Source organism: Tenericutes bacterium MZ-XQ, assembly GCA_002838205.1.
Taxonomy (GTDB): Bacteria; Bacillota_I; Bacilli_A; order Acholeplasmatales; family Acholeplasmataceae; genus Mariniplasma.
Window position 1 is genome coordinate 1885895 of record CP017950.1, and the last position, 22271, is coordinate 1908165.

Genomic DNA, 22271 nt, shown 5'->3' on the forward strand with positions numbered 1-22271 from the left:
TCACTAGGGGCGATAAAAATCGCCTTTTTCTTTTTAAAGTCACATTGTATAATAGATTTATGGAACCTATAGTGATTAAGTATAAATTTAAAGATCAATTAGAACTTGCTCTTAAACATGGTGAACATGTCTTTAACAATGAGCTTGTTAAACTATCTAATTTAAAAGTATATAGAGATAACTCCATTTCCATTCAATCTATATTTGCTACCTATTGGGATTCATTTAAACTTCATTTTGAAGATAAACTACGTCCCTCAATTATCGAAAATGTTGAAAAAATGATACATTGTCGTGATTTCAAATATGGCTACTTCTTCTATGAATGCCCAACTTGTGATAACTTTCATATCCAAGGTCTTTCTTGTCATTCAAGGTTTTGTCCTTCTTGTAATCAAAGATATCGAGAAGCTCGAACACTTGCGATTGAATCCAAATTACTTAAGTGCCCTCATAGACATTTTGTCTTTTCAGTTGCTAAAGAGATGCGTAAATTCTTTTGGCTTTATAGAGACTTATTTGATATCTTATTTCAAACTGTAAATGAAGTTCTTCATAAAGCTGTTAAGAAAACGAAGGCTGACCACCAATTAGATAGAAGACTTGGCATCATTTGTTTTCTTCACACCTATGGCAGAGATATGAAGACCAATCCTCATATCCATGCTTTAGTTGCTGAACGCTTTATTGATGCTCATGGTCATCTATCCAACATGTCTTTCTTTCCTTTTGAGAGACTGCGTATGTTTTGGCAATATAGACTCTTAAGTAACATCTCAGCCTATTTGAAAACCCATGCGACAAATTCTATCTATAATGAGTTTAATCGCTTAAGAAGTTATCTCATTCATAAGTATAAAAAAGGCTTTTACACTTACGGGCCTCAATTAAAGAGAAAATCTAGCTTGTCTACAGCCAAAAAGATTGCTAAATACATCGCCAGATATGCTTCTCATCCAGCCATCTCTGAATCTAGAATTGATGACTTCGATGATATCAATCACCAAGTCACTTGGCATTTTGATCCTCATGAAGATGATCAAATTTCAGATAAACATCATAAACGAGGTACTCAAATCATCACTGATCATGTCTTTAAATTTATTGCACGTCTCATTAAACACATCCCTGATAAAGGATTTCATCTGATTCGTTATTACGGTTTTTATTCAAATCGGACAAAACGAAAAATTGCCTCTGAGTTAAAGTTAGTTAACCCTAAATCTTTGACTTATCTTAAACATCAACTTCACTTTCGAACTTTGTTGCTTAAGACTTATCACTATGACATCTTTAAATGTCAGTGTGGTTCTACTATGGTTTTAAATCTTGATGCTTCATATCTACCAAATCACCGAAAAGAGAGGTTATTTAGCGATGCCTAAACTATTTAAAACTAAATCTGTGCATATGTCTTTTGTTCAAAAAAAGAATTTGTATGCTGAATATAAATCAGCTGTTAAGCAGGGATTCATTGCTGGCCCTGCCGCTTCATTTAATGCATTTATATCGATGCCTAATTTTGATATCATGGTTGATATGAAATGTCTGCACTGTGGATTTGAACTTACTGTCAATTTTTCTGGTTATGCTCACTTTATGGAGACTGAAGGTGCTGCTTTTCCCGTTGATGTTTGTAGTCATTGTGGTAAGTTGCAGTTTGTGCCTTTAGATATTTATCATAAACTTATTGATTAATTTGTTGACTCGTTTTACAGACTCATTTTAGATGAGTTTTTTCTGTTTGTTTTTATTTAAATTATCAATTAGAATTTCCTAGTTAATGAACAAAAGTGAATAAATTCACTCAGGGCGATAAAATCGCCTTTTCTTTTTTTATCTTTCTTTTTATAATAGAATCATGGACCCTATCTTACTCAAATATAAGTTTAGAGATCTCTTAGCCTTCGCTGCGATGCAGGGTAAGGATGTCTATGAAAATGAACTGAATAAACTTTCAAATTTGAAAGCCTATCGAAAGCCAAAACTAACCATTCAATCCATCTTTCAAACATACTGGCCCATATTTAAACCTTTGTTTATCGATAGACTAAGACCTGCCATCATTTCTAATGTTGAAAAAATGATTGACTGTAAAAATTTATCTAAAGGACATCTTTTTTTCGAGTGTCCTTCTTGTGATAACTTTCATCTCCAAGGTTTATCTTGTCATTCTAGATTTTGTGTTTCTTGTAACCAGAACTATCGTGAGAAAAGAACGATTGCTGTTCAATCAAAACTTTTAGATGTCCCTCACCGTCACTTCGTCTTTTCTATCGCTAGAGAACTTAGAGATTACTTTAGAATTTATCGGGGGCTTTTTGATGTCTTTTTCTCATCTGTTAATGAAGCGCTTCAAGCACTTGTCTTTTCATCAAAGATTGCAGTTAAAGAAGATCGTAGACTTGGTCTCATTGCTTTTCTTCATACCTTTGGGCGTGATCTTAAGTTTAATCCTCATATTCACGTTTTGGTTGCTGAAAGAACGCTCGATCTCAATCAAAACTTGCGAAAGTTTTCTTACTTTCATTTTGAAAAACTTAGACTTTACTTCCAACTTGCTTTACTTAGAAATATCTCAAATTACTTAAAGGTCCACGCGAGTAAGGACATCTATAACCGCTTCAATCGTTTGAGATCTTCTCTCATCTCAAAATATAAGAAAGGCTTTTATGCACATGGTCCAAAACTTAAAGATTATGGTTTTCTGAATGCTGCGAAAAAAGTTTCTGATTATATCACACGTTATGCTTCACGTCCTGCAATTTCTGAAGAACGTATTTTGAATCTCGATACTTCTACCCATATGATCACTTGGACCTATGATCCTCATGAAGATGATGATAAATCAGAAGATGATCCTTCATTTCTTGGTAGACAAACCATCACTGAACATGTCTTTAGGTTTATTGCCAAACTCATCGTTCACATTCCAGATGAGCACTTTCACACCATTCGCTATTTTGGTTTCTATGCAAATAAATCAAAGAAATCGGTCGCTACTTTCAAAAAACTACTTTCAAATGCTTCTATTAAACTCAAACGTTCTCGCTCAAATTGGATACATATGCTAAAATCAATTTATAAGTATCATCCCATCTTATGTTCATGTGGCCACATCATGAAACTTAATCTAGATTATTCTTTACTAAGAGACCCCGGAGGTTAAACCTATGCCAAAATATTTTAATACCATCAAATTGAAAATTTCTGATGAAGAGAAAAAACTTCGCTTAGAAGACTATCGCTATGCCCTTCAAAACGGCTTTTACTTTGGACCACCTGTTGATATCCACGATTTTATGAATAAAGATATCTTTGATGAATTCGTTCGTTTTAAATGTCTTGTTTGTGGCACTGAACATGTTGAGGAATATGATATCTTACTAGAAATTTGGGATGAATCTATTTCTGATTATCCTAAAATATACTGTGAAAACTGTGGGAAAGAATCTTCTGTACCACTTGATGTTTATCATAAACAAACCTTAAAGGTTTTTAGATAATTGTTTTGACTTATATCTTACTCACCCACATAACTGTGGGGTTTTTGTCTATTTTGATTTTTAGATTTGAAAATAGAATTTCCTATTAAGTAAAAAAAGACGGCTATCATTAGTGATAGCCGTCTTATTATATTATGTGTTCCTAACTACTAACGCCACAGGTACCTTCTTTTCTTTATCTACCTGTTCTCCTTTTAAGATACTAAGCATATCCTTAGCAACTTGAACTCCCCATGCATGATGATCTATATGAATTGTAGATAAACCACCAGCGATATATGTTGATACATCAACATCATCAAATCCTATTACATTTAAATCTTTTGGAATAGATATGCCTTTATCTTCTAGAGCTTTAATCATCCCTATTGCCATTTCATCATTTGCAGAAAAAATAGCATCAAATGGTAATTCATCATTAAGCATATCAACAATAGCTTTTCCACTTTTTTCTGTGAAATCCCCAAAGTAAACAATTGGATCCATGTTTTGGTTTTTCATGATATCTAAATATCCTTGATATCTTTCTTTGTCATCATAACTTCCAACAACACCTGATAAATATGCAATCTTTCTTCTGCCTTTGTCTACTAAGTATTGTGTTGCAATCTTTGCGCCTTCATAAGAGTTTACGACATGTGAAAAAATTAAGTCTCCACCTGGATTTGCTCGATCTAATAATATAGTTGGTATATTTAAACTTTCTGCAATAGTAATCACTTTTTCATCTACAATCGGACATAAAATGATTGCTGCATCAATTTGTCTTTCAGTAATCATTTTTTTTGCATTTCTCGAAAATGATACTAATAAGTTATACTCACTACCTTCTAGTCCAGTAGCAACCCCATCATAGATTTTATGATAAACTGGTCCACTAAAACCCGAGACAAAAAAACCTATATTATATGTTTTCTTGTTTTTTAAGTTTCTTGCAGCTGCATTAGGATAATATTTCATTTTTTTTGCAACAGCCCATATTTTATCTTTTGTTGATTGCGGAATGTTTCCTGAATCATTAAGTGCATATGATACTGTCGAAATACTATACCCTGAAGCTTTAGCTACATCTTTGATAGTGACCATAATATCATCTCCTTGTGTATCTATCTTATGATAACCTAGTTATTCAAAATATTCAAGTGTCACGAAATCAGATTGAAGACATAATGATGAATCTATTTTTATACCACCTGGACGATAAGATTGACTTAGTACATCAAATGGTATAGATTTACCGTTTATTTTAACTAATCTTCCATTATGATTTAAATGATAAATAATTGTAACATGAGTTTGATCTATCTTCATATTGAGCTTTAATCCATCTAATTCTTTTGGAAGTTGTGGATCAAGTACTAAATGCTTCCCTTGAAAATCTACTCCTAAAACTTTAGATATTAATTGATTGATGTAAATACCTGGACCACTTGAATAAACACGCCATCCACCTTTAACTTTAATATCTTCAGTAAGCAATTTATCAAAATGTTTCATCGCTTCATATCGATTTAAAAATGCACCATCGCTACTTGAGAAATAAGCATTTGCTTGTCTATAGTCTGCATGTTTAACAACATCTTGTATCTGTATAGGGTTAATTTTCAACAAACCATCCCATGTTTCTTCTTTCTTACCTAAAGCTGCCATCGCTTCTACAAATCGAATATGTGCATGAACATATTGCAAACTAATTTCGCGTCCAAAATTGGCTGATGTTTCAGCACGTTTAAAATAAGTATTTCTACCGCCATGATATGGAACTGTTTTATCCATTAATCTTACACCATCTGGATGATATAAATGTTTTTTGATTACATCATATAAATAGGAAGCTTGTTTTTGATCAAAGAGTTCAGAAATAAGACCTCTATTCATTGGTAAAAGTCTATACTTCATATGTGTGACATCATCATTAGGATGTATGATATATCTTATACCGTGATCTCCAAAATGTAAGAACCCAGCAGGTATTTTATCTTTAATGACATACTTTTGATAATCATTTTTGATCAATGCTGCTTCTTCTTTTAAAAAAGTAGCTAATACCTGATCTTTATGCTCTAATAAATGACCTAACATAAGAAATGTTTCATAAGTTAAAGCAGTTGTCCATCCACTTACCATACTTTTTCTAAGTTCAGGATTTGCTGGTTGTAATGTATCATCCCAGTCTCCATCTCCATAACTTGATAAATGTGTGTTCGGTATGTAATGCATCAAAATGGTTTGTATGGTTTTTTTTACATGATCAAGTATTGTTTCTTTTTCTTCAGTAAATTTTGATGTGTCATAATGCGTATAAGAAACCATTTCATCTAAAATGCTATCATCTGCAGTAGCTTTCAAATAGAGTGCTAAACTTCTTATTGGCCACACAATAATGTCTCCGTGGCTTTCTTTAGCTTGAATATGGCGATAAGCATCAAACATAAACCATTGTGGCCAATCACCATTTTCAAAGAATTGTTGTCTAAAGACTTTAATTAGAATTGCTTTTGCTACATCATATTTTCTGAGCGATAAGAAATATTCAAATGGTCCTTGACACACATCTCTTGTTCCCCATGCAGCTCCACCAAACTGTTCTAATCCATGAGGCGATGCATAATGGATAAGTGCATCATGCGTATACCAATACATAATTGTATTAAATTTATCTACTTCATCATGTCGCCTATTATCTTGATCTATTGATAAACTAAAATGGTTTATATTTTCTTGATAATACTCTTGAAATAGTACCTTTTCATCTTCAAACACCAATGATTTGTGTGAAACTTTTCTATCGATTTCACCATATATATTTATGACAGCTTTATGATCCACAATATTTAAAATAAATAATGATTCTTCAAACATCTGCTCAAAAGGCTGATCAATAAGCTTTCCTTTTTCTATGTGCATATACATTTTTGAATCTGGAAAATGTTCGGACATCATTGAAGTTTGACTTGGTTCAAATATAAAAGTATGATTATCTTTATGCACTTCATAATCTAAAGCAAGTTCTTCATGTCCCATGACAACTTGTTGTGTAATCAGCATATCATAGTCAATATGATGATGACTCTTAATCTCTAAGTTAAGTTGTGGTTGTGTAAAACTTGTATAAGTTTTTATCTCTAACACATCATCATTGATTACATATAACCATTTAGCATAATTAAATCCCATTTCATAAACTGCTGGCATACCTAATAGTTGATATTTACCATCAATATAGATATATATTCTTTGACCGTTTGCTCTTTGTAAATTTAACATGTTTCTGGAATTTGAAATAAATTTATGAAATGAGGTATTACCAATAACTAACTGCGCATTAAATACACCAGGCATAAAACTTGTTGAAGCAAGCGTTTGTTTACCAACAAAGTTATTGTTTTCACTCAATATAATATGTCCATGCATTCTTTCGACATGTCTTTCTTTTTCTTTTAAGACAACATGTTCATGGTTTTTTGTAAAAAATGATAATAGATGATGTTTATCTTTTTCTTCAAAATAACGATTAGGATATAACTCATCTAGCATACTTGTGTTAATTGCTTTACTTTCAAATATATCCTTTGCATAAAATCTTAACGGATGATGTTTCAAATGTTTAACTTCATTGTTTTCTATGCTTAGCTGTTTATATGAATTTTGTACCTCATTCATAAAATGTAGTTTATCAACAGAATCATTAAACTTAGGAACAAAGTGACCATAAAATATGATATGTGTCATGTCTTGATGGATGGTTAATACTTCACTTTGTAGTGAAGCACAAGCAAACTCATATTGATAAATTTCATTTGGCAACATATCAGAATTTAAAGCCGCTGGTTTGCCATCGAATTTTGATGATAAACCAAAAAACTGATAACCATCAGTTGCATAACCTATGGTTTTAGTAAGTGATCCTATTTGTAAGTATTCATCATTTCCTTGGTTTTGTTTTGAACAAATAACATAACAATCATTATTCTTAAACACTTTATGATCGATGTACTGTGCATTATAAGCTTCATTGTTTCTAATCGCTCCACCATGCTTTATACCAATATCTTGAACATAAAACACATCGACTTGTTCTTGTAGTTTTTCAGATACTAAACCAAGATCAATGAACCACTTATTATCTAATATGTGAATGATCATGTGATAAGTGATATCTTCAAATTTTCCATGATAATATATATGAGTTTGATCATAAGAAACAGCAGAGTTACCAATAATCTTCACATATTTATATGAACCATTTTTTTTAATTCTTAGATATATATTTGTAAACATATCTTCATGGTTTAGCATTCTTAGTTGATTAATCATCTTATCTTCATATGTGATTTGATGAATTTTTCCTGATGGTAACATATGAAATTTTAACTTGTCTTCTCCAATAGTTATTGTATCTATTTTGTGATTAACAATCATAAAGTCACCTTCTTTCCTAAATCTACGATTTCTTGATAAATAATATCTATAGCGTTTCTAGCTACCTTAACAAAATATTTTTTATTTTCATGCGTCGAGATCATGTCTTTATTATAGTATGCAAAATCATCTTCTTTTAAAGTCATGGTTACATGAACTGAAGTTTTTTTAGGAACCATAACCTTCTTAAATCCTTTAAGTTCATTAACTGGTCTTGTGACTGAGAAACTTAAAGCCTCAATATATACTTGAACGATTTCATAACCATCAACTTCTGATAGATTATCAATATCTACTTGAACAAGAACTTGATGATCTTTCACGTCAATGCTGAAATTGTTGTATTGATAATTGCTGTAGCTTAATCCATATCCAAATGGATATAGTGGTTCATTCACACTATCTAAATATCTAGATGTATAATGATTGTTTGGATGATTTACTTGATCATATGGTCTTCCGGTTTTCATGTGATTGTAATAAATTGGAATTTGACCTACTGATCTTGGAAAAGTCATAGCTAATCTTGCAGAAGGGTTTGTTATACCAGAGATCACATCTGCAAGTGCATCGCCAGTTTCCGTACCTAAGAACCATGCATAAAGCAAGGCATCAAAATCGTCAACCACATCTGTTATGATTAAAGGTCTTCCTGAAAAGATGACACCCACCATAGGTTTATTTAACTTTCTTAATGCTTTGATGAGTTTTATTTGAGCTTGATGAATAGAAGGATCAGTCTTGCTATGTGCTTCTCCTGATTCCCATTGATCTTCACCAACAGCAACAACAATTACATCAGCATCTTGTGCAGCTTCTAATGCATCATTTAAATCTTTTTGATTGATTGCTTTTATATGAGCACCTTCAAAAACATCTAGCTTACTATAGACCTTTTTCATACCTTCTTCAAAAGTAATGCAATCTTCATTGCGAACTTTTCCACCCCATGGACCAACTAAATGATTCGTTTTTGCAAATGGTCCAACAAGACATAATTTTTTATGTTGATCTATAGGAAGTACTTCTAGGTTCTTCAACATCACTATGGATTGTCTAGAAACATCTAAACTTATTTTTCGATGTTCAGGAAGTAACCAATATTTTTCAAAATCCACATATATGTTTTTATATGGTTTTTCAAATAAACCAAGTTGATATTTCAAATCTAAAACACGATAACAAGCCTCATCTATTAAAGTTGCTATATGTTGATTTTTTTTACTTAAGCTTTTAAGCTCATTCATATATGTTTTAGATATGAGTTCAATATCCAAACCAGCTTCAAGGCACATACTTGCAACTTCTTCATCTGTTTCAACAATCTTATGATTGATAATTTCTTCTGAAGACGTATAATCTGAGATTGTAACACCTTTAAATCCTAATTGACCTCTTAATACATCTCTTAACAAATACTTATTTGCAGTAACTGGTATATCTTGATACACGTTAAACGCACTCATCACCATAGAAGCACCTGCATTAACACCTGCTTCAAAAGGTTTTAGATAGACTTGTTTTAACATCCGTTCACTTATATCAACATGATTATAATCTCTACCAGCTTCGCTTGCACCATACCCCACAAAGTGTTTCAAACAAACGCCTACATGATTCTCATGTTTAATATCGTTACCTGTCCAACCTTTGACATAACTTTCTGCCAATTGGCTTGCTAAATAAGGATCTTCGCCAGGACTTTCTACTACTCTTCCCCATCTTGGATCTCTAACAATATCTAGCATCGGTGATAATGTCACATGCGTACCTGAATGGCTTGTTTCATATGCCATCACTCGAGCTGCTTTTTCAACTAAATCCATATCAAAAGAACCAGCTAATGCTAAATTGACTGGAAATCCTGTTCTACAACCGTGGATAATATCATTATCAAACATTAAAGGTATACCAAGTCTTGATTTTTCAACAGCAAGCTTTTGCAACTTTAGAGTTACATGATTATCGTATGGGCCAACTAACGAACCCACTTTACCTTCTTTAATTAATTTAGTTAAATCGTTTTGCTCAAATGCTGGTCCATAATCAAACTCGCCCATAATAGCTGTTTGATATAATTGTCCAATTTTTTCTTCAATTGTCATTTGCTTCATCAAGTCAATAACAAACTGATTTTGTATGATCTTGTTGTTTTTCATGCTATGTCTCCTTAAGTTACTCTGGTTCTACTTCTGTAATGCCAATACGATCTAAACCATCTTGAACATACTCACTTTGCATGAAATATGTCCATATATATTCATCAAAATAATTACTAATCATCAAAAGTGTAATTCCTTTATTTATACCTATGACATCGCCTGCAATCCAAGGAGTCTCTAACTCAAAATTATAAGCATCATAATATCCGTACTTGCCTTTAAGTCCACCAATAGATTCAAAATATAATACTGCATTTTTAACAATATCTGGAGTAAACACAACACTTCCTAATGCTCCACTTGGTGGAATGGTTCCATCATTTCTGTGAGCATCATCAGTCATACCTGAAGGCTTTGAACCATAGTATCCATCATATCCATTAGGTCCATCTGAAGCTGTCATTCCCCATGAGACACCTGTAAATGTTCGAAAAGTATCATTTGAATCAATCGCATATTGACGATTTGCAATCGTTGCATGAACACTATTTTCAAACCAATTAACACCTTGTTCATCTTCTGTATTTCTAAAATCTATGAACGCATGTGAATATTGATAAGTAAAAAGACTTCCAAACCAACTACTAATGAATGGTTCCCCTTTATAACTTGCGGTTCTTCTATTAAATGAATTATATTCAACTTTTCCAGTTCGATGTGTTTCATCTGGTGAACCAGCGCCTAATACATATAACAACAGCTGTTCTCCATACCAATCCCAAGCACCTGCAAATCCACTTTCAGGACGATAACTCATATAAAAACGGTTTGTTGAAGGATTGACATACCAAGTCCAATCAATGCGTTCGTATAACTCGTCTGCTTTTGATTTAACTTCATCACCAAAATATTCACCAGCAGCAATCGCACCAGCAATAAATAGCGCTGTATCTATAACTGATACCTCACTTTGACCAGCTCTTTCACCTGTTGTTTTGTTCAAAAAATGATAGTAAAAACCTTCATAATGATCAAGTTCCAAAAATGTATCTAAAGTTTTACTTGCTCTTTCATAACCCTCTTCTTCAGTAATCCATTCATATTCAACCCCGACAATCAATCCTGCAAGTCCGAAACCGACACTCGCAATACTTGATAAAGAGGCATTAGAATCATAGCGATCATTAATCAGTCCATATCCACCACTTGACTCATCTGTATTTGCTAGTTCATAAAAGAAATCGAAACTTTTTTCCATTTCTTCTAACATAGCTAATTCAGCTTCATCATAAACTCTAGGTTCTTCTTGTTCTTTTTCACATCCAAATAATATAAATGCAAATAAAAGTATAATTAATATTTTTTTCATAACTACTCTCCTGTAATTCCTGATCTGTCTACACTTTCTACAAACCATTTTTGTAATCCAAAATATAAGACCAATAAAGGTAAAATACTTATCAATGTTCCGGCCATATAAATGGCTTCATTTAATCGATCAGTAAAATCTTCAGCATTAGGATCTACATTTCCAAACTGTTCTCTAAAGCTTGCAGCAAACCTAGATAATTGCAATGGTATGGTTTGTGCATTTTCAATGTAAATACCTGTTAAATATGTCTCATTCCAATACCATACAAAACTAAATAAGAAGACAACAACAACAGCAGGTACAGCTAAAGGAAGGGTTACTCGTAAAAATACACGAATAGGTCCAGCACCATCAACTCTTGCTGCTTCATCTAATACTTTTGGAATTGTATTGAAAAACTGATAAAAAATCATGATAAATATTGTACTCTTTAATCCTTGACCAAATAATGCAGGATAAATAAATGCACCAACATTTCCTAAAATACCTAAATCACGATACATTAAATACGTTGGTATCATCAATACCGGTGCAGGAATAATAAATGTAATTAGGATTAAAACGATAACTGTTTTTTTCATTTTAAACTCAAATCTTGCCAATCCATAACCAATAAGTGCTGTTGAAAATACCTGTGCCAATGATGGTAACAACGATATTCTTATACTATCAACTAATGCATCAAAGAATCCTATGGTTTGATAAGCTTTTGAAAAATTGTCTAAATATAATGAAGATGGTATCAAACCAACAGTCGTATCGATAACATCAGCTGGTGATTGTAAAGATGTTAAAGCTAAGTAAATAAATGGATATATAAAAGTGAATCCCACTGACGCAATTAAAATATAAATAAGTCCTCTAAATAACCATCCATCAGTACCTTTTCTACCCATAAGTTTTTTCTTTATGCGTTTAGCTTTTGGATATTTTGAAAATATTGTTTCTTTTTCTTGATATCTTGTCATGTCATAAAAATATTTGTTTCTATCAATAACGATTTTGCCTTTATCTCTATTTATGGAGAATAACAAGAATAATATACCCACAATAACAGCAATTACAACAAAATATATCCAAACCAACGCTGCAGAAAAGCCAAAGCCTGAACCTTCTCCACCTGCCTTAAACATATAATCTTTAATCAAAATGATGATTTGATTATTTGAGAAACCAGCCAACATTACAAGGGTATAAATCATATTGATTAAAATGATTGGTTTTAAAAATGGTAAGGTAACCTTCCAAAATTGTTCCCAAGGACTGGCACCATCAATTTCTGATGCTTCATAAACTTCTTTGTTCATTTTTTGTAACATCACAAGATAAACAATAATCTGAACACCACTAAACCAAAACATATAAATCAAGTTATTAAAAACTTTGATGATAACATCACCAAAACCTTCACCAAAAATAGCAGTAAAGACACGGATCACATTATAATTATTGATACCTGGCAAAATAATTGCTTCATTGTTTATCAATTCTTGGATAACTGGCCCTGATACAATAACAACTGGTAAAAAGAATATAGTTCTAAAAAAACCTTTTGCTTTTATATCCATATTCAAGATAATTGCAAAAATCATCGCAAACACATTAATGATGACCATCATTAAAACAGAGTCTTTCACAAATGTCCACAACTCTAAGATCATTACTCTATCCACTGCGAAAGCATACTGATAGTTTGCAAATCCTATGTATGTTAATTCAATACCTGAAGATGGTATTCTAACTTGATTAAGTGATAAAAAGAATGAGTATATGATTGGGTAAAAGGTGAATAAAAAGAATCCTACAATCCACAAACTGATAAACATATATCCTAACAATGCTTCACGTTGACGATAAGTCACTTTAAATTTCTTTTTCATAGGCTTACCTCACTCACTAAATATCCTAACGCAGGAATACTTATTGAACCATTGTTATATATATCATTTGAGTAGTTTACATAAACACTATATCCATGATCATAACCAATTCTGACTACACCAACATCTAAAACCTCTCTATCTATAATCTGATGTCCAATAACTAATTCTAAAGCCTCTTTTGTTTCTTGATATGTATTTACAATATAAACTTCTAGATTATCGTAATAAGTGGCATATAAATCACTACTAATTGTCTGGTTAAGTAAATACGATGGCTCAGCTGTTATTAAATATGATGGCATCATACCAAACTCAATCATCTTAAGTGCATCAATATGTATATTTGATGAGAAGTTCAAAAATTGAGTGTATATAGGCATTGTACCACTGAGTAAAATTTGCTCGAAAGGAACACTATCTGTAAAAAACTTAGAACGATCATGATATAGATTACTCATAAAATAGGCTTGAGTATATTTCAAATTATAATATTGAGGTCTATACATCGGCATTTTATCTGTAAAAAGTTCCTGATAAATGTCGTATATTTCGTTTCTTTTATATATGTCATTTGAGTTAAGTTCATTAGATAATCCATCTAATGCAATACCACCACGACTCATTAAAGATTCATAAGCATCACTAAATTCATCTTTAATGACATCTATATCAACAAGATAACTATAATAATCTCCACGTGCATGTGTGATGACATATTGCCTCTTATTGACCATCTTTAATGTCGATCCAGGAATGTTGGTAGAGTAACTATACATAATGGTTGGATCATAATAATAAGAAACATTCAAATCATCTAACCGTGAAAAACTACCTAAACGACCATCGACACCGTAGTTATCATAACTTCGATCAGAATATCCACCATCATTATATCCACGTAATGTATATGAAATATCAGTAACATTTTGATTTAATAGTTTCTGATTAATATCTAGAAGTTGTCCAACAGTTGTCATATTGTAGTTGTTTTTAAATAGCAACCCTTTCTCATACTCTTTCATTAATACATCCAGTTGTAAATTAACTTGTTCTGGTCCATTAGCTAAATCTAAAATATCATTTTCAAGCAATCTTTCTTTTAAAGTTAAGGCAAATCCTACATAATTTGCATCTTCTCCATCTAATACCGTATATCTAACTTTTGGATTGTATCCTTTAATTTCAGACTCATATATCGTAATATTTTCTGAACCTGATAATGGTTGTGTATGATTTTCACGCATCAAAAAGACGACACCCTGACTATGAAATTCAGTTTGATAAGTCGGTGGTGTATAAACATATTCTGCGAATTCAGCACCTTCTTCAATTTCAGTGAACAATGCATTTTGATCAACGCCATGAACTGCCCCAAAAACAGGATAATTTAATGCAGAATCCCTATTACTAATCACTCGATATTTATCTTGACCATAAAATCTTGCTCTATATACATTATTAATTGCTGATGTATCTTCAAAACGAATCAGTGCACCATTCCCAGATGGAATGAAATAATAACCTGGTATTTCATTGCTATAAGTTGATCCAAATGATTCATATAGATATAATTTCGTTAATCTATTATCCCCATATTCTTCAATAGAATCTCTTAATACTTCAATGACAATATCACTTTGATCAAGTTCAATTGTAAAAGCTAAAGCAATTGCTTCTTCAACAAAATCAACGTATGCAATCACTTTTCCATCAACGATTTCATAAGAAGTTTCAGCATTCTCTGGAGTTCTTCTTTTTAAAATCGATGACGAGATTGAGATATTGCTTTTATTCAAATAATCTATGGTAATAGCTGATTGAATTCTACGCTGAATAGCTCCTGTTAGAGGATAATCATTAATGTTGATTAAATCACTAGCCCAATAAAAACCTGATGTTTTATTATAAACTCTAAGTGCTAATCCTACAGGGTTCATATAAACAATAAGTGATTCATTTTCTAATACATTAACAAAATCGGTCATATCTGGAGATGGTTGTGTGTACACTTCATAACTTTCTTTTTTTGTAAACAAATTGGATTCTAATAAAGTAGCAGTTCCACTTTCTAAAAATTCATAAGGCTCTTCATCAGCACGTACTTGATGACTAAGCGAAAAAGTGATTAAACCAATTAATAGAAATATGAGTACTTTTTTCATCAGTTCATCAGCTCCTTTATGATATTTATAACAAACTCATAGAGTTGTGTCGATAAAATACTTATGATCAAATATAGAATAATCATGATAATCATGATGAAGAAGGTTAATAATATATTAATGATGAGTTCAGAAAGCTTAAAGTTATTTAAATCTTTTAGAATAATAAGCAACAGTAAAACCGACCAAGTGACCATAATGATATATGCAAAATTATAAATGAATGCTTCATTATATGTTAAGAAATTACTTAATACATCTGCAGGAATCTTAAATAGGAATACAGGAACAAATGCTACTATCGTTCCAATGAAAATATCTCTATAGAATGCTTCACCATTTTGTAAAGTACTCACTAGATAATTACCAACACTAAATAGTAATAGCGGTACTGACCACTTTAATATCTCGTAATAGAGCACCATATCTTCAACATTATTTCTAAACAAAAATCCTCTGATATAATAATTGCTCAAGATGTTAATAGCAATAAAAATAACATACATAACTGCAGCTGTTCTAACCCTAATCTTTTGTTTAAACTTAATATCATATACCGTATCGACAGGATGCTTAATCAAATTAAGCATGAGTTTAATCTCTTGAATCCATTTCTTCTGGTTTAATTTGCGATAAACGCCTTCTTTATATCCCACATAAGAGTCATAAGCCTTTGTTTTTGTAAAGATTTTATGACTTACAAAAAGCACACCAATGGTTATACCTATCCATAATATATTTGTACTAATCCATTGATCTCTAACTTCCCAATAAGCATCAGAATAACCTTGCTTATTATTTGCAACTCGATAACTACTAAGTGCAAGCTCAAAATCTTCATTACGTTCATAAAATTTACCGAGTCTTGAATGGGCTAATGCAAATAAACTGTTTTGACGAATAATCTCTTGAAAATAGACAGCACTTTCATCATATCGGCCAACTCTATATAGTTCAATACCCATTAATACTGATGAAGCAAACTCAGTTTTAGAAAAAACTTGCACATTATTACCATTGCCGTCTAAAGCCCAAATATCACCATACTTATCTACAGCGATTCCGGTTGCTCCAGCAAATTCTCCGACTCTCATACTATTTATTTCTTGTCTACCAAACTTAAATAATAGATTCCCAAAACTATCGTGAACACCAATGATACCTCTAGTATCTATGCCTTGACTGACAGTATATATATTACCATAGGCATCTACTGTGATATCTTCATATTGAGGATCCACAATATTGATTCCTTCTAATATGTTGTTTCCTTCGATATTAAGCTTTTTTAAAGGTGTTACATATTCATTTTTTATAACCGTATACACAATACCTTGATGATCAATAGAAATATTTGTTGTTGATTTAGGTGTTAATGATGCAAATTGTTCTTTTTGTTCTGCACTCATTAATGCTCTTCTAATTAACAACTCAATAGTTATATTTACCTGATTGACACCAAAGAAACCTAAGAATGATCCTGTTTCATCAAGTTGTATGATACCATTGATACCAGATTCACTAACGACATATATATTGCCTCTTAAATCAACAACAACTTTTCTTGGTTCATAGATTGAATTTTCACCAAAAAGCGGTTCTGTTGGTCTACCAAATTGGTTGATAAGTACACCGTCTTCATCAAACACTAAAATCATATTACTGGTTGCATCAGCAACATATAAATGTTTATCAGCAGTGACGAAAATACCCGTAGGTTCTTTTAATAGTTCATGCGTGATTTCTCTTTCATTTGTTGTCTCGATATGATAAATATAAATTCTAGAATTACCCGTATCCGCTACATAAACTTCGTCATCTAAGATAAAAATATCTTGTGGATTAGAAAATCCTTTGTTTAAAACAAATGTCCCTTCATACGCATTAGCTGTTCTAACATAATTACCATCAAAACCTATTGTATATGTTTGGTAAGGTACATTTGTAATCGGTGTTTCTGCGTGTGATTCAATGTTGAAACCTAACATACTTATTATAAGTGTTAAAGCAATCAATCTTTTTATCCATCTCATATGATCACCTACTTCAATCCTGAGTGACTCATCGTATTCATCACTCGACTTTGCATAAGTATAAAGATGATTAAGTTAGGTAAAAACATTATTAAAGTTGCAGCAGCTCCAATACCTGCAGCAGCCACACTATTTGATATATTGGTTAGTGTTGCCATATAAAATGCAAACGTTTGTTTGATTTCATCGTTAACAAATAAATTTGATGTTTCTGTGTTATTCCAAGTTGCTTGAAAACTTAAGATTGCAACGGTTGCAATAGCTGGCATTGATAAAGGTAAAATGATTTTAATGTAAATGTAAAAATCACCAGCTCCGTCAACTTTAGCAGCATCAATCAACTCATTTGGTATTTGATCTATAAATTGTTTGACTAAAAATAACCCAACAGGTATGGCAATCATTGGTAAAACATGAGCTGCCATTGTATCGACAATGCCAATTTCAGTAATGACTAAAAATCTCGGAATCATAACCGCAATAGGTACAAACATAAGTGCAAGTTTATTCACTTCAAATATAAATTTTTTACCTTTGAAATTCTTTTTAGATAAAATGTATCCTGCCATTGAACTAAACAATACACTCGATGCGACCACTAAAAATGTCACAATAAGAGAATTGACAATAAACTTCACTACAGGTAGTCCATATCCAACAAACACAAACAAATCTCTAAAATTCTTTATGGTTGGTCTTTGTACATAAAGCCTTGGTGGGAACGCAAATAGCTCATCAATTGGCTTAAATGCAGTTGCAAAAATATATAAAATTGGAAGTGCCATAAATACAGCAAATGGTAGTAAAAACGCATAAAACTTTAATTGTGATTTATGATATTTTCTAGGATTAAAATTAATACCTAACATATATGACCCCTCCTTAATCGTCTTCTTTTAGGATTTTTTGGAAAAATTTACTAAATCCTAAAATAAGCAATAACAATAATACTGATAAAGCAGCAGCCACACCCATTTCAGAACGCAAAATACCATAATCTTCTATATGGTTAATGATCATCTGTCCTGAATTTTGAGGTGTAGGATTTGCCCCCGATAATGCTACCCCAATTGCACCAGCAGAAAAAGTACCTACAATACTCATGACTGCAGAAAACATCATTTGTTTTTTAATTGCTGGAATCGTAATATAAAAGATCTCTTGAAATCTATTTCTTAAACCATCAATATATGCAGCTTCATAAAGCTCTTTATTGACATTTAGTAACCCTGCTAATATAGCTAAGAAACCTACACCCATTGAACTCCATAATGTTACTAAAATCATGATTGGCATTAAGTAATCTGGATTTTGTAAAAACTGCATGGGTTCATTAAGAAAACTAATTCTTAATAAAAATGAGTTGATTAACCCTTGTTCATCACCAGAGAAAATAATTCTCCAAACAACTGCAATCGCAACACCAGCAGTCATTGATGGTGAATAAATGATTAATGCTAATAATGTTCTCATTTTTGGAGTAATTTGGGAGAGTGCCCAAGCTAACATAAAGCTTAAAGCGTATCCGCCTGGTCCAACAACAAAACTAAATAACAATGTATTAGGTAAGATGGTTTTCATGAATATATCATCTTCAGTAATGATATATATATAATTATCTATACCATTGAATTCGGGAAACTGAATGCCATTAAAATATGTGAAACTCAATAAAAATGCTAATAGAACCGGAATGACAATAAACGTGACAAATAATAAAACATATGGTGCTAAAAAGATAACTGTCGTTCTATTTTTTCTTTCCATGAAATTGATGAACTTTGTCAACAACATATCGAAAAAATGGAAAACTTTTGTATATATATTTTGTAATTTTCTTTGCATCGCTTTCATATCAATCATCCTCCATCCAAGATATTACATCTTCTTTGGTTGTGATGATATAAGGTCTGATTTTGTTGCCATCTTGATCGATATATCCGAACTCTTTGTATTTTCTTTCGAGTTCACGATCAATTAATACAATTGCATCATCAACAGCACTTCTGACATCAACACCGTCGAAAACTGCTCTATTCCAAACATTAGATAGTTCACGTTCTAGCTTATATCCACCTGGAACTTTTGGAACTTCTCTTAAGTGTTGCCACTGTTCTAAGATAATATCAATATGTTCATCAGGAATTGGTAATGTTCTAAAAGCATTTATGTTTGCTGAATTCCATAAGAACCCATCACCATATGTAACCAATAAATTATAAATGAACTCTGTTTGTGTTTCGGTACTCATCCACCATTTTAAAAGTTCCCATGCTTCTTCTTTTTTATCGCTCTTTTCAAATACTAAGCTTGCTTGGGCAGCACCTGTATAATCACGATTAATAACACCTGGTTCAATTTCATATCCTGGCGCAAGTGCTAAGTCCCACTGTGTAGATATTTCAGGTGCAGCAAATGTCAATTGAACATACGTATTAAAATTACTTACTCCAATTGGAATAGATGCTTCTCTAAAAGCATTATAAAAATTAGGTGTTTGCAAAGGTAGACTGTATATTGTATATAAGTCAACCATTGTATTAATGCCTTCTAAAGATGCTTCATTATCAATGAGCACATCATATCCATCTTGAGAATATAAATTACTACCAAACTGATAAATAAATGGCGCTGTTGTCGCAAATGATTTTAAAGCACTATCTGATGATAACGGTAAATAATAATTCATGCCATATCTTTGTAATGTTGGTAAGATTTGCTTAATTTCATCATATGTTTGTGGAACGTCTAAATTTAAAGCACTCATGATATCCTTGCGATAATAAGTCACTGTAAAATCCTGGGTCTCTGGTAAACCAAAAACTTTTTGATCGTGAATCATATTCAAAAATGATCCAGGCATCAAGTTTCCAATGACATCTTCAAACCCTTCAAATTGTCTAAGATCAGTAGCAGCTCCTCTTAGTCCCAACTCATAAGGTAACCATGCACTTACACCTAAAGCCATATCAGGTTGAGTGTTAGCTGCATTTGCTAAAATAAGTTTTTGTTCATTTGGCATCACTGCATATTTTACTTTGATGCCAGTTTCTTCTGTAAAGGTTGCATCAGTCATTTGTTGCATCATACTGATATAATATCTAGATCGATTCACCCATACTTCAATATCATAATCGTCATCTAATTCAAAAGAACTTGCCGTTTGATATATTTGGAAATCGGCGATCCATTCTTTAATAAGTGAAGCATTAGCTTTAGGTACTTTTTCATCTGCAGAATGGATATATATCTTATCAAGTGATAATGGCTGATTGATGATTTGTGCATTAACTAAACTTAAGATCTGAGATAATGAATTTGATCCCGTCGATAGCATGAATGTACGGTGAGGAATCTTATCAATATCAGATTTTAATACTTCAAGCTTATTCAATCCAAGTTCAAGTTGTTTTAACATTTCAGTCGATTGTCTTTGATTTGAAGACATCATGGTCAATCTATTATAAATGTTAGAAAGCTCTTCATACCAACCGTCAAATAAACCTTGAGTTTCTGGCATAAAAGATGCAATATCCCATTCGCGATTTTGATCTGTCTCACCACCAGTTAATTTCTTTAAATCAATGCTATATGCAGATATTTGATCAATAATTTCTTGAATCTTTAAGTAATCCTCTTTATATGCACTGATATCCGCTTCTATTGTCAAACTATTTAACCCTTGATTAAAATAAAACTTGTATAATTGATCTTCGTTTCTTAGCGTCTCATTTTCCCATCCACTTGCATATGAAAAAGCATACCCATTCATATCTTCAAATGGTATGGTGTTATTAATGTATATATTTCTAAATGAATCTCTGTTTTCAAAAAAACTATTTCTATATTTAAAGGTTATATAATAATAACCACTTTTTTCGACGTTAAAATAGTAGGTTAATTGGTCACCTACTTCATTAAATGTATTTCCCATGATATTTAAGTAATTTTTTTCGCTAGCAAAAGGAGAGACTGAAGGAGACTTCACCATCTCTGGAATCATGGATATACTGTTTTTAAATGTGTACTGCTCTGCTTCTAATGTAATCAACTCATCTGATACATCTTCACTGTTTGTTACATCTAGATAACTATCATAACTACGATATGAACTAGCTTTATATAATCTTATGTCTCCAATATAAAATTCGCCTTGTTCTCTTGTAATTTTTATAGTATTTAACCCTTCATCAAATGTGAATGCAATCGGATATGCATCTAAGAATAATTGATCTCTCAAAAGCATTTCTTTCCAAATAAGGAAAGGTTCGTTTTGTTCATATACTTGATTTTTATAAGCGTCAAACACCAACTCTTGTTCATCTCTAGCCCAAGAAGTTAATAATCTTATGTTTTGGTGCTTATCTTCTTTTATACCATTAATTGAAATCGATATTTCATCAGGTTTGACAGAGTCATCTTCTGATAAAAAATCTAATGATATATAATACGTGTCACTTTGTTCAATATCAATGGTAAATTCTATTTCATTTGAAATATCTTCTTCCCAAAAGATGACTCTACTGTCATACCCTTTATCATCGTAATATAAAGGAAACAGACTACCATTTTCTGTTATCTCTTCAGCAGAAAAACGATAATCTTCTGTCATTAAACTTGTTTCCTGAATAAAAGGATATGGGGGGTAAATCGTGTTACCCCCCATATTATCTACATTTACATTAATAAATTGAGATAATACGAATAGTAGAGTTAACACACCAACGATTGATCCAATCAATAGAATCAAAGTTTTTTTAAGTATGTTACCAACCATCATATATATCCTCC

At 31.9% G+C, this 22271-nt stretch carries 14 protein-coding genes; 4 read left to right on the forward strand and 10 right to left on the reverse strand.

The window, feature by feature from the left end:
- Positions 1-44: 44 nt before the first annotated feature.
- The 4 genes from BK011_09330 to BK011_09345 all read left to right on the forward strand — a co-directional run bounded on the left by BK011_09330 (position 45) and on the right by BK011_09345 (position 3506).
- Complete coding sequence (locus tag BK011_09330; protein AUD65877.1) at positions 45-1385, forward strand: hypothetical protein; 1341 nt, start codon at positions 45-47, stop codon at positions 1383-1385.
- Positions 1378-1698 carry a hypothetical protein gene (locus BK011_09335; protein ID AUD65878.1) on the forward strand — a complete coding sequence of 107 codons (321 nt, stop codon included), beginning with the start codon at positions 1378-1380 and terminating at the stop codon, positions 1696-1698. Before BK011_09330 ends, BK011_09335 begins: the two co-directional genes overlap by 8 nt.
- A 163-nt stretch (positions 1699-1861) precedes the next feature.
- Positions 1862-3169, forward strand: a complete 1308-nt coding sequence (locus BK011_09340) for a hypothetical protein (GenBank protein ID AUD65879.1) — start codon at positions 1862-1864, stop codon at positions 3167-3169.
- Positions 3170-3173: 4 nt separating this feature from the next.
- Positions 3174-3506: a hypothetical protein gene (locus BK011_09345; GenBank protein ID AUD65880.1), complete on the forward strand. Its 333-nt coding sequence runs from the start codon at positions 3174-3176 to the stop codon at positions 3504-3506.
- Positions 3507-3638: 132 nt separating this feature from the next.
- Here BK011_09345 and BK011_09350 read toward each other — a convergent pair whose 3' ends face one another.
- The 10 genes from BK011_09350 to BK011_09395 form a co-directional block, all read right to left on the reverse strand.
- Positions 3639-4592, reverse strand: coding sequence for a hypothetical protein (locus BK011_09350; protein ID AUD65881.1), 954 nt, complete (start codon positions 4590-4592; stop codon positions 3639-3641).
- A 39-nt stretch (positions 4593-4631) separates the two neighbouring features.
- Complete coding sequence (locus BK011_09355) at positions 4632-7928, reverse strand: hypothetical protein (GenBank protein AUD65882.1); 3297 nt, start codon at positions 7926-7928, stop codon at positions 4632-4634.
- Positions 7925-10069, reverse strand: a complete 2145-nt coding sequence (locus BK011_09360) for a hypothetical protein (GenBank protein AUD66184.1) — start codon at positions 10067-10069, stop codon at positions 7925-7927. The genes BK011_09355 and BK011_09360 overlap by 4 nt, the downstream gene beginning before the upstream one ends.
- Before the next feature lie 34 nt (positions 10070-10103).
- Positions 10104-11399 (reverse strand): hypothetical protein, encoded by a 1296-nt coding sequence (locus BK011_09365; GenBank protein ID AUD65883.1) that lies wholly within the window; start codon positions 11397-11399, stop codon positions 10104-10106.
- A 2-nt stretch (positions 11400-11401) separates the two neighbouring features.
- Positions 11402-12370: an ABC transporter permease gene (locus tag BK011_09370; protein AUD66185.1), complete on the reverse strand. Its 969-nt coding sequence runs from the start codon at positions 12368-12370 to the stop codon at positions 11402-11404.
- A 908-nt stretch (positions 12371-13278) separates the two neighbouring features.
- Positions 13279-15447, reverse strand: a complete 2169-nt coding sequence (locus BK011_09375) for a hypothetical protein (protein AUD65884.1) — start codon at positions 15445-15447, stop codon at positions 13279-13281.
- Positions 15447-17480 (reverse strand): hypothetical protein, encoded by a 2034-nt coding sequence (locus BK011_09380; protein ID AUD65885.1) that lies wholly within the window; start codon positions 17478-17480, stop codon positions 15447-15449. The genes BK011_09375 and BK011_09380 overlap by 1 nt, the downstream gene beginning before the upstream one ends.
- An 8-nt stretch (positions 17481-17488) precedes the next feature.
- Complete coding sequence (locus BK011_09385; protein ID AUD65886.1) at positions 17489-18349, reverse strand: ABC transporter permease; 861 nt, start codon at positions 18347-18349, stop codon at positions 17489-17491.
- Positions 18350-18362: 13 nt separating this feature from the next.
- The gene (locus tag BK011_09390) at positions 18363-19247 is read right to left on the reverse strand and encodes an ABC transporter permease (GenBank protein AUD66186.1); all 885 of its coding nucleotides are present in this window, start codon (positions 19245-19247) and stop codon (positions 18363-18365) included.
- 88 nt (positions 19248-19335) lie between these two features.
- On the reverse strand, positions 19336-22260 hold the full coding sequence (locus BK011_09395; protein AUD65887.1) for a hypothetical protein: 2925 nt from the start codon (positions 22258-22260) through the stop codon (positions 19336-19338).
- Between the last annotated feature and the right edge of the window lie 11 nt (positions 22261-22271).

Bases quoted from the DNA above. Each gene is read 5' to 3' on its own strand.
- BK011_09395 (AUD65887.1), bottom strand. From the start codon at position 22,260: ATGATGGTTGGTAACATACTTAAAAAAACTTTGATTCTATTGATTGGA.
- BK011_09335 (AUD65878.1), top strand. From the start codon at position 1,378: ATGCCTAAACTATTTAAAACTAAATCTGTGCATATGTCTTTTGTTCAA.
- BK011_09345 (AUD65880.1), top strand. From the start codon at position 3,174: ATGCCAAAATATTTTAATACCATCAAATTGAAAATTTCTGATGAAGAG.
- BK011_09385 (AUD65886.1), bottom strand. From the start codon at position 18,349: ATGTTAGGTATTAATTTTAATCCTAGAAAATATCATAAATCACAATTA.
- BK011_09390 (AUD66186.1), bottom strand. From the start codon at position 19,247: ATGGAAAGAAAAAATAGAACGACAGTTATCTTTTTAGCACCATATGTT.
- BK011_09340 (AUD65879.1), top strand. From the start codon at position 1,862: ATGGACCCTATCTTACTCAAATATAAGTTTAGAGATCTCTTAGCCTTC.
- BK011_09375 (AUD65884.1), bottom strand. From the start codon at position 15,447: ATGAAAAAAGTACTCATATTTCTATTAATTGGTTTAATCACTTTTTCG.
- BK011_09380 (AUD65885.1), bottom strand. From the start codon at position 17,480: ATGAGATGGATAAAAAGATTGATTGCTTTAACACTTATAATAAGTATG.
- BK011_09370 (AUD66185.1), bottom strand. From the start codon at position 12,370: ATGACAAGATATCAAGAAAAAGAAACAATATTTTCAAAATATCCAAAA.
- BK011_09350 (AUD65881.1), bottom strand. From the start codon at position 4,592: ATGGTCACTATCAAAGATGTAGCTAAAGCTTCAGGGTATAGTATTTCG.
- BK011_09365 (AUD65883.1), bottom strand. From the start codon at position 11,399: ATGAAAAAAATATTAATTATACTTTTATTTGCATTTATATTATTTGGA.
- BK011_09355 (AUD65882.1), bottom strand. From the start codon at position 7,928: ATGATTGTTAATCACAAAATAGATACAATAACTATTGGAGAAGACAAG.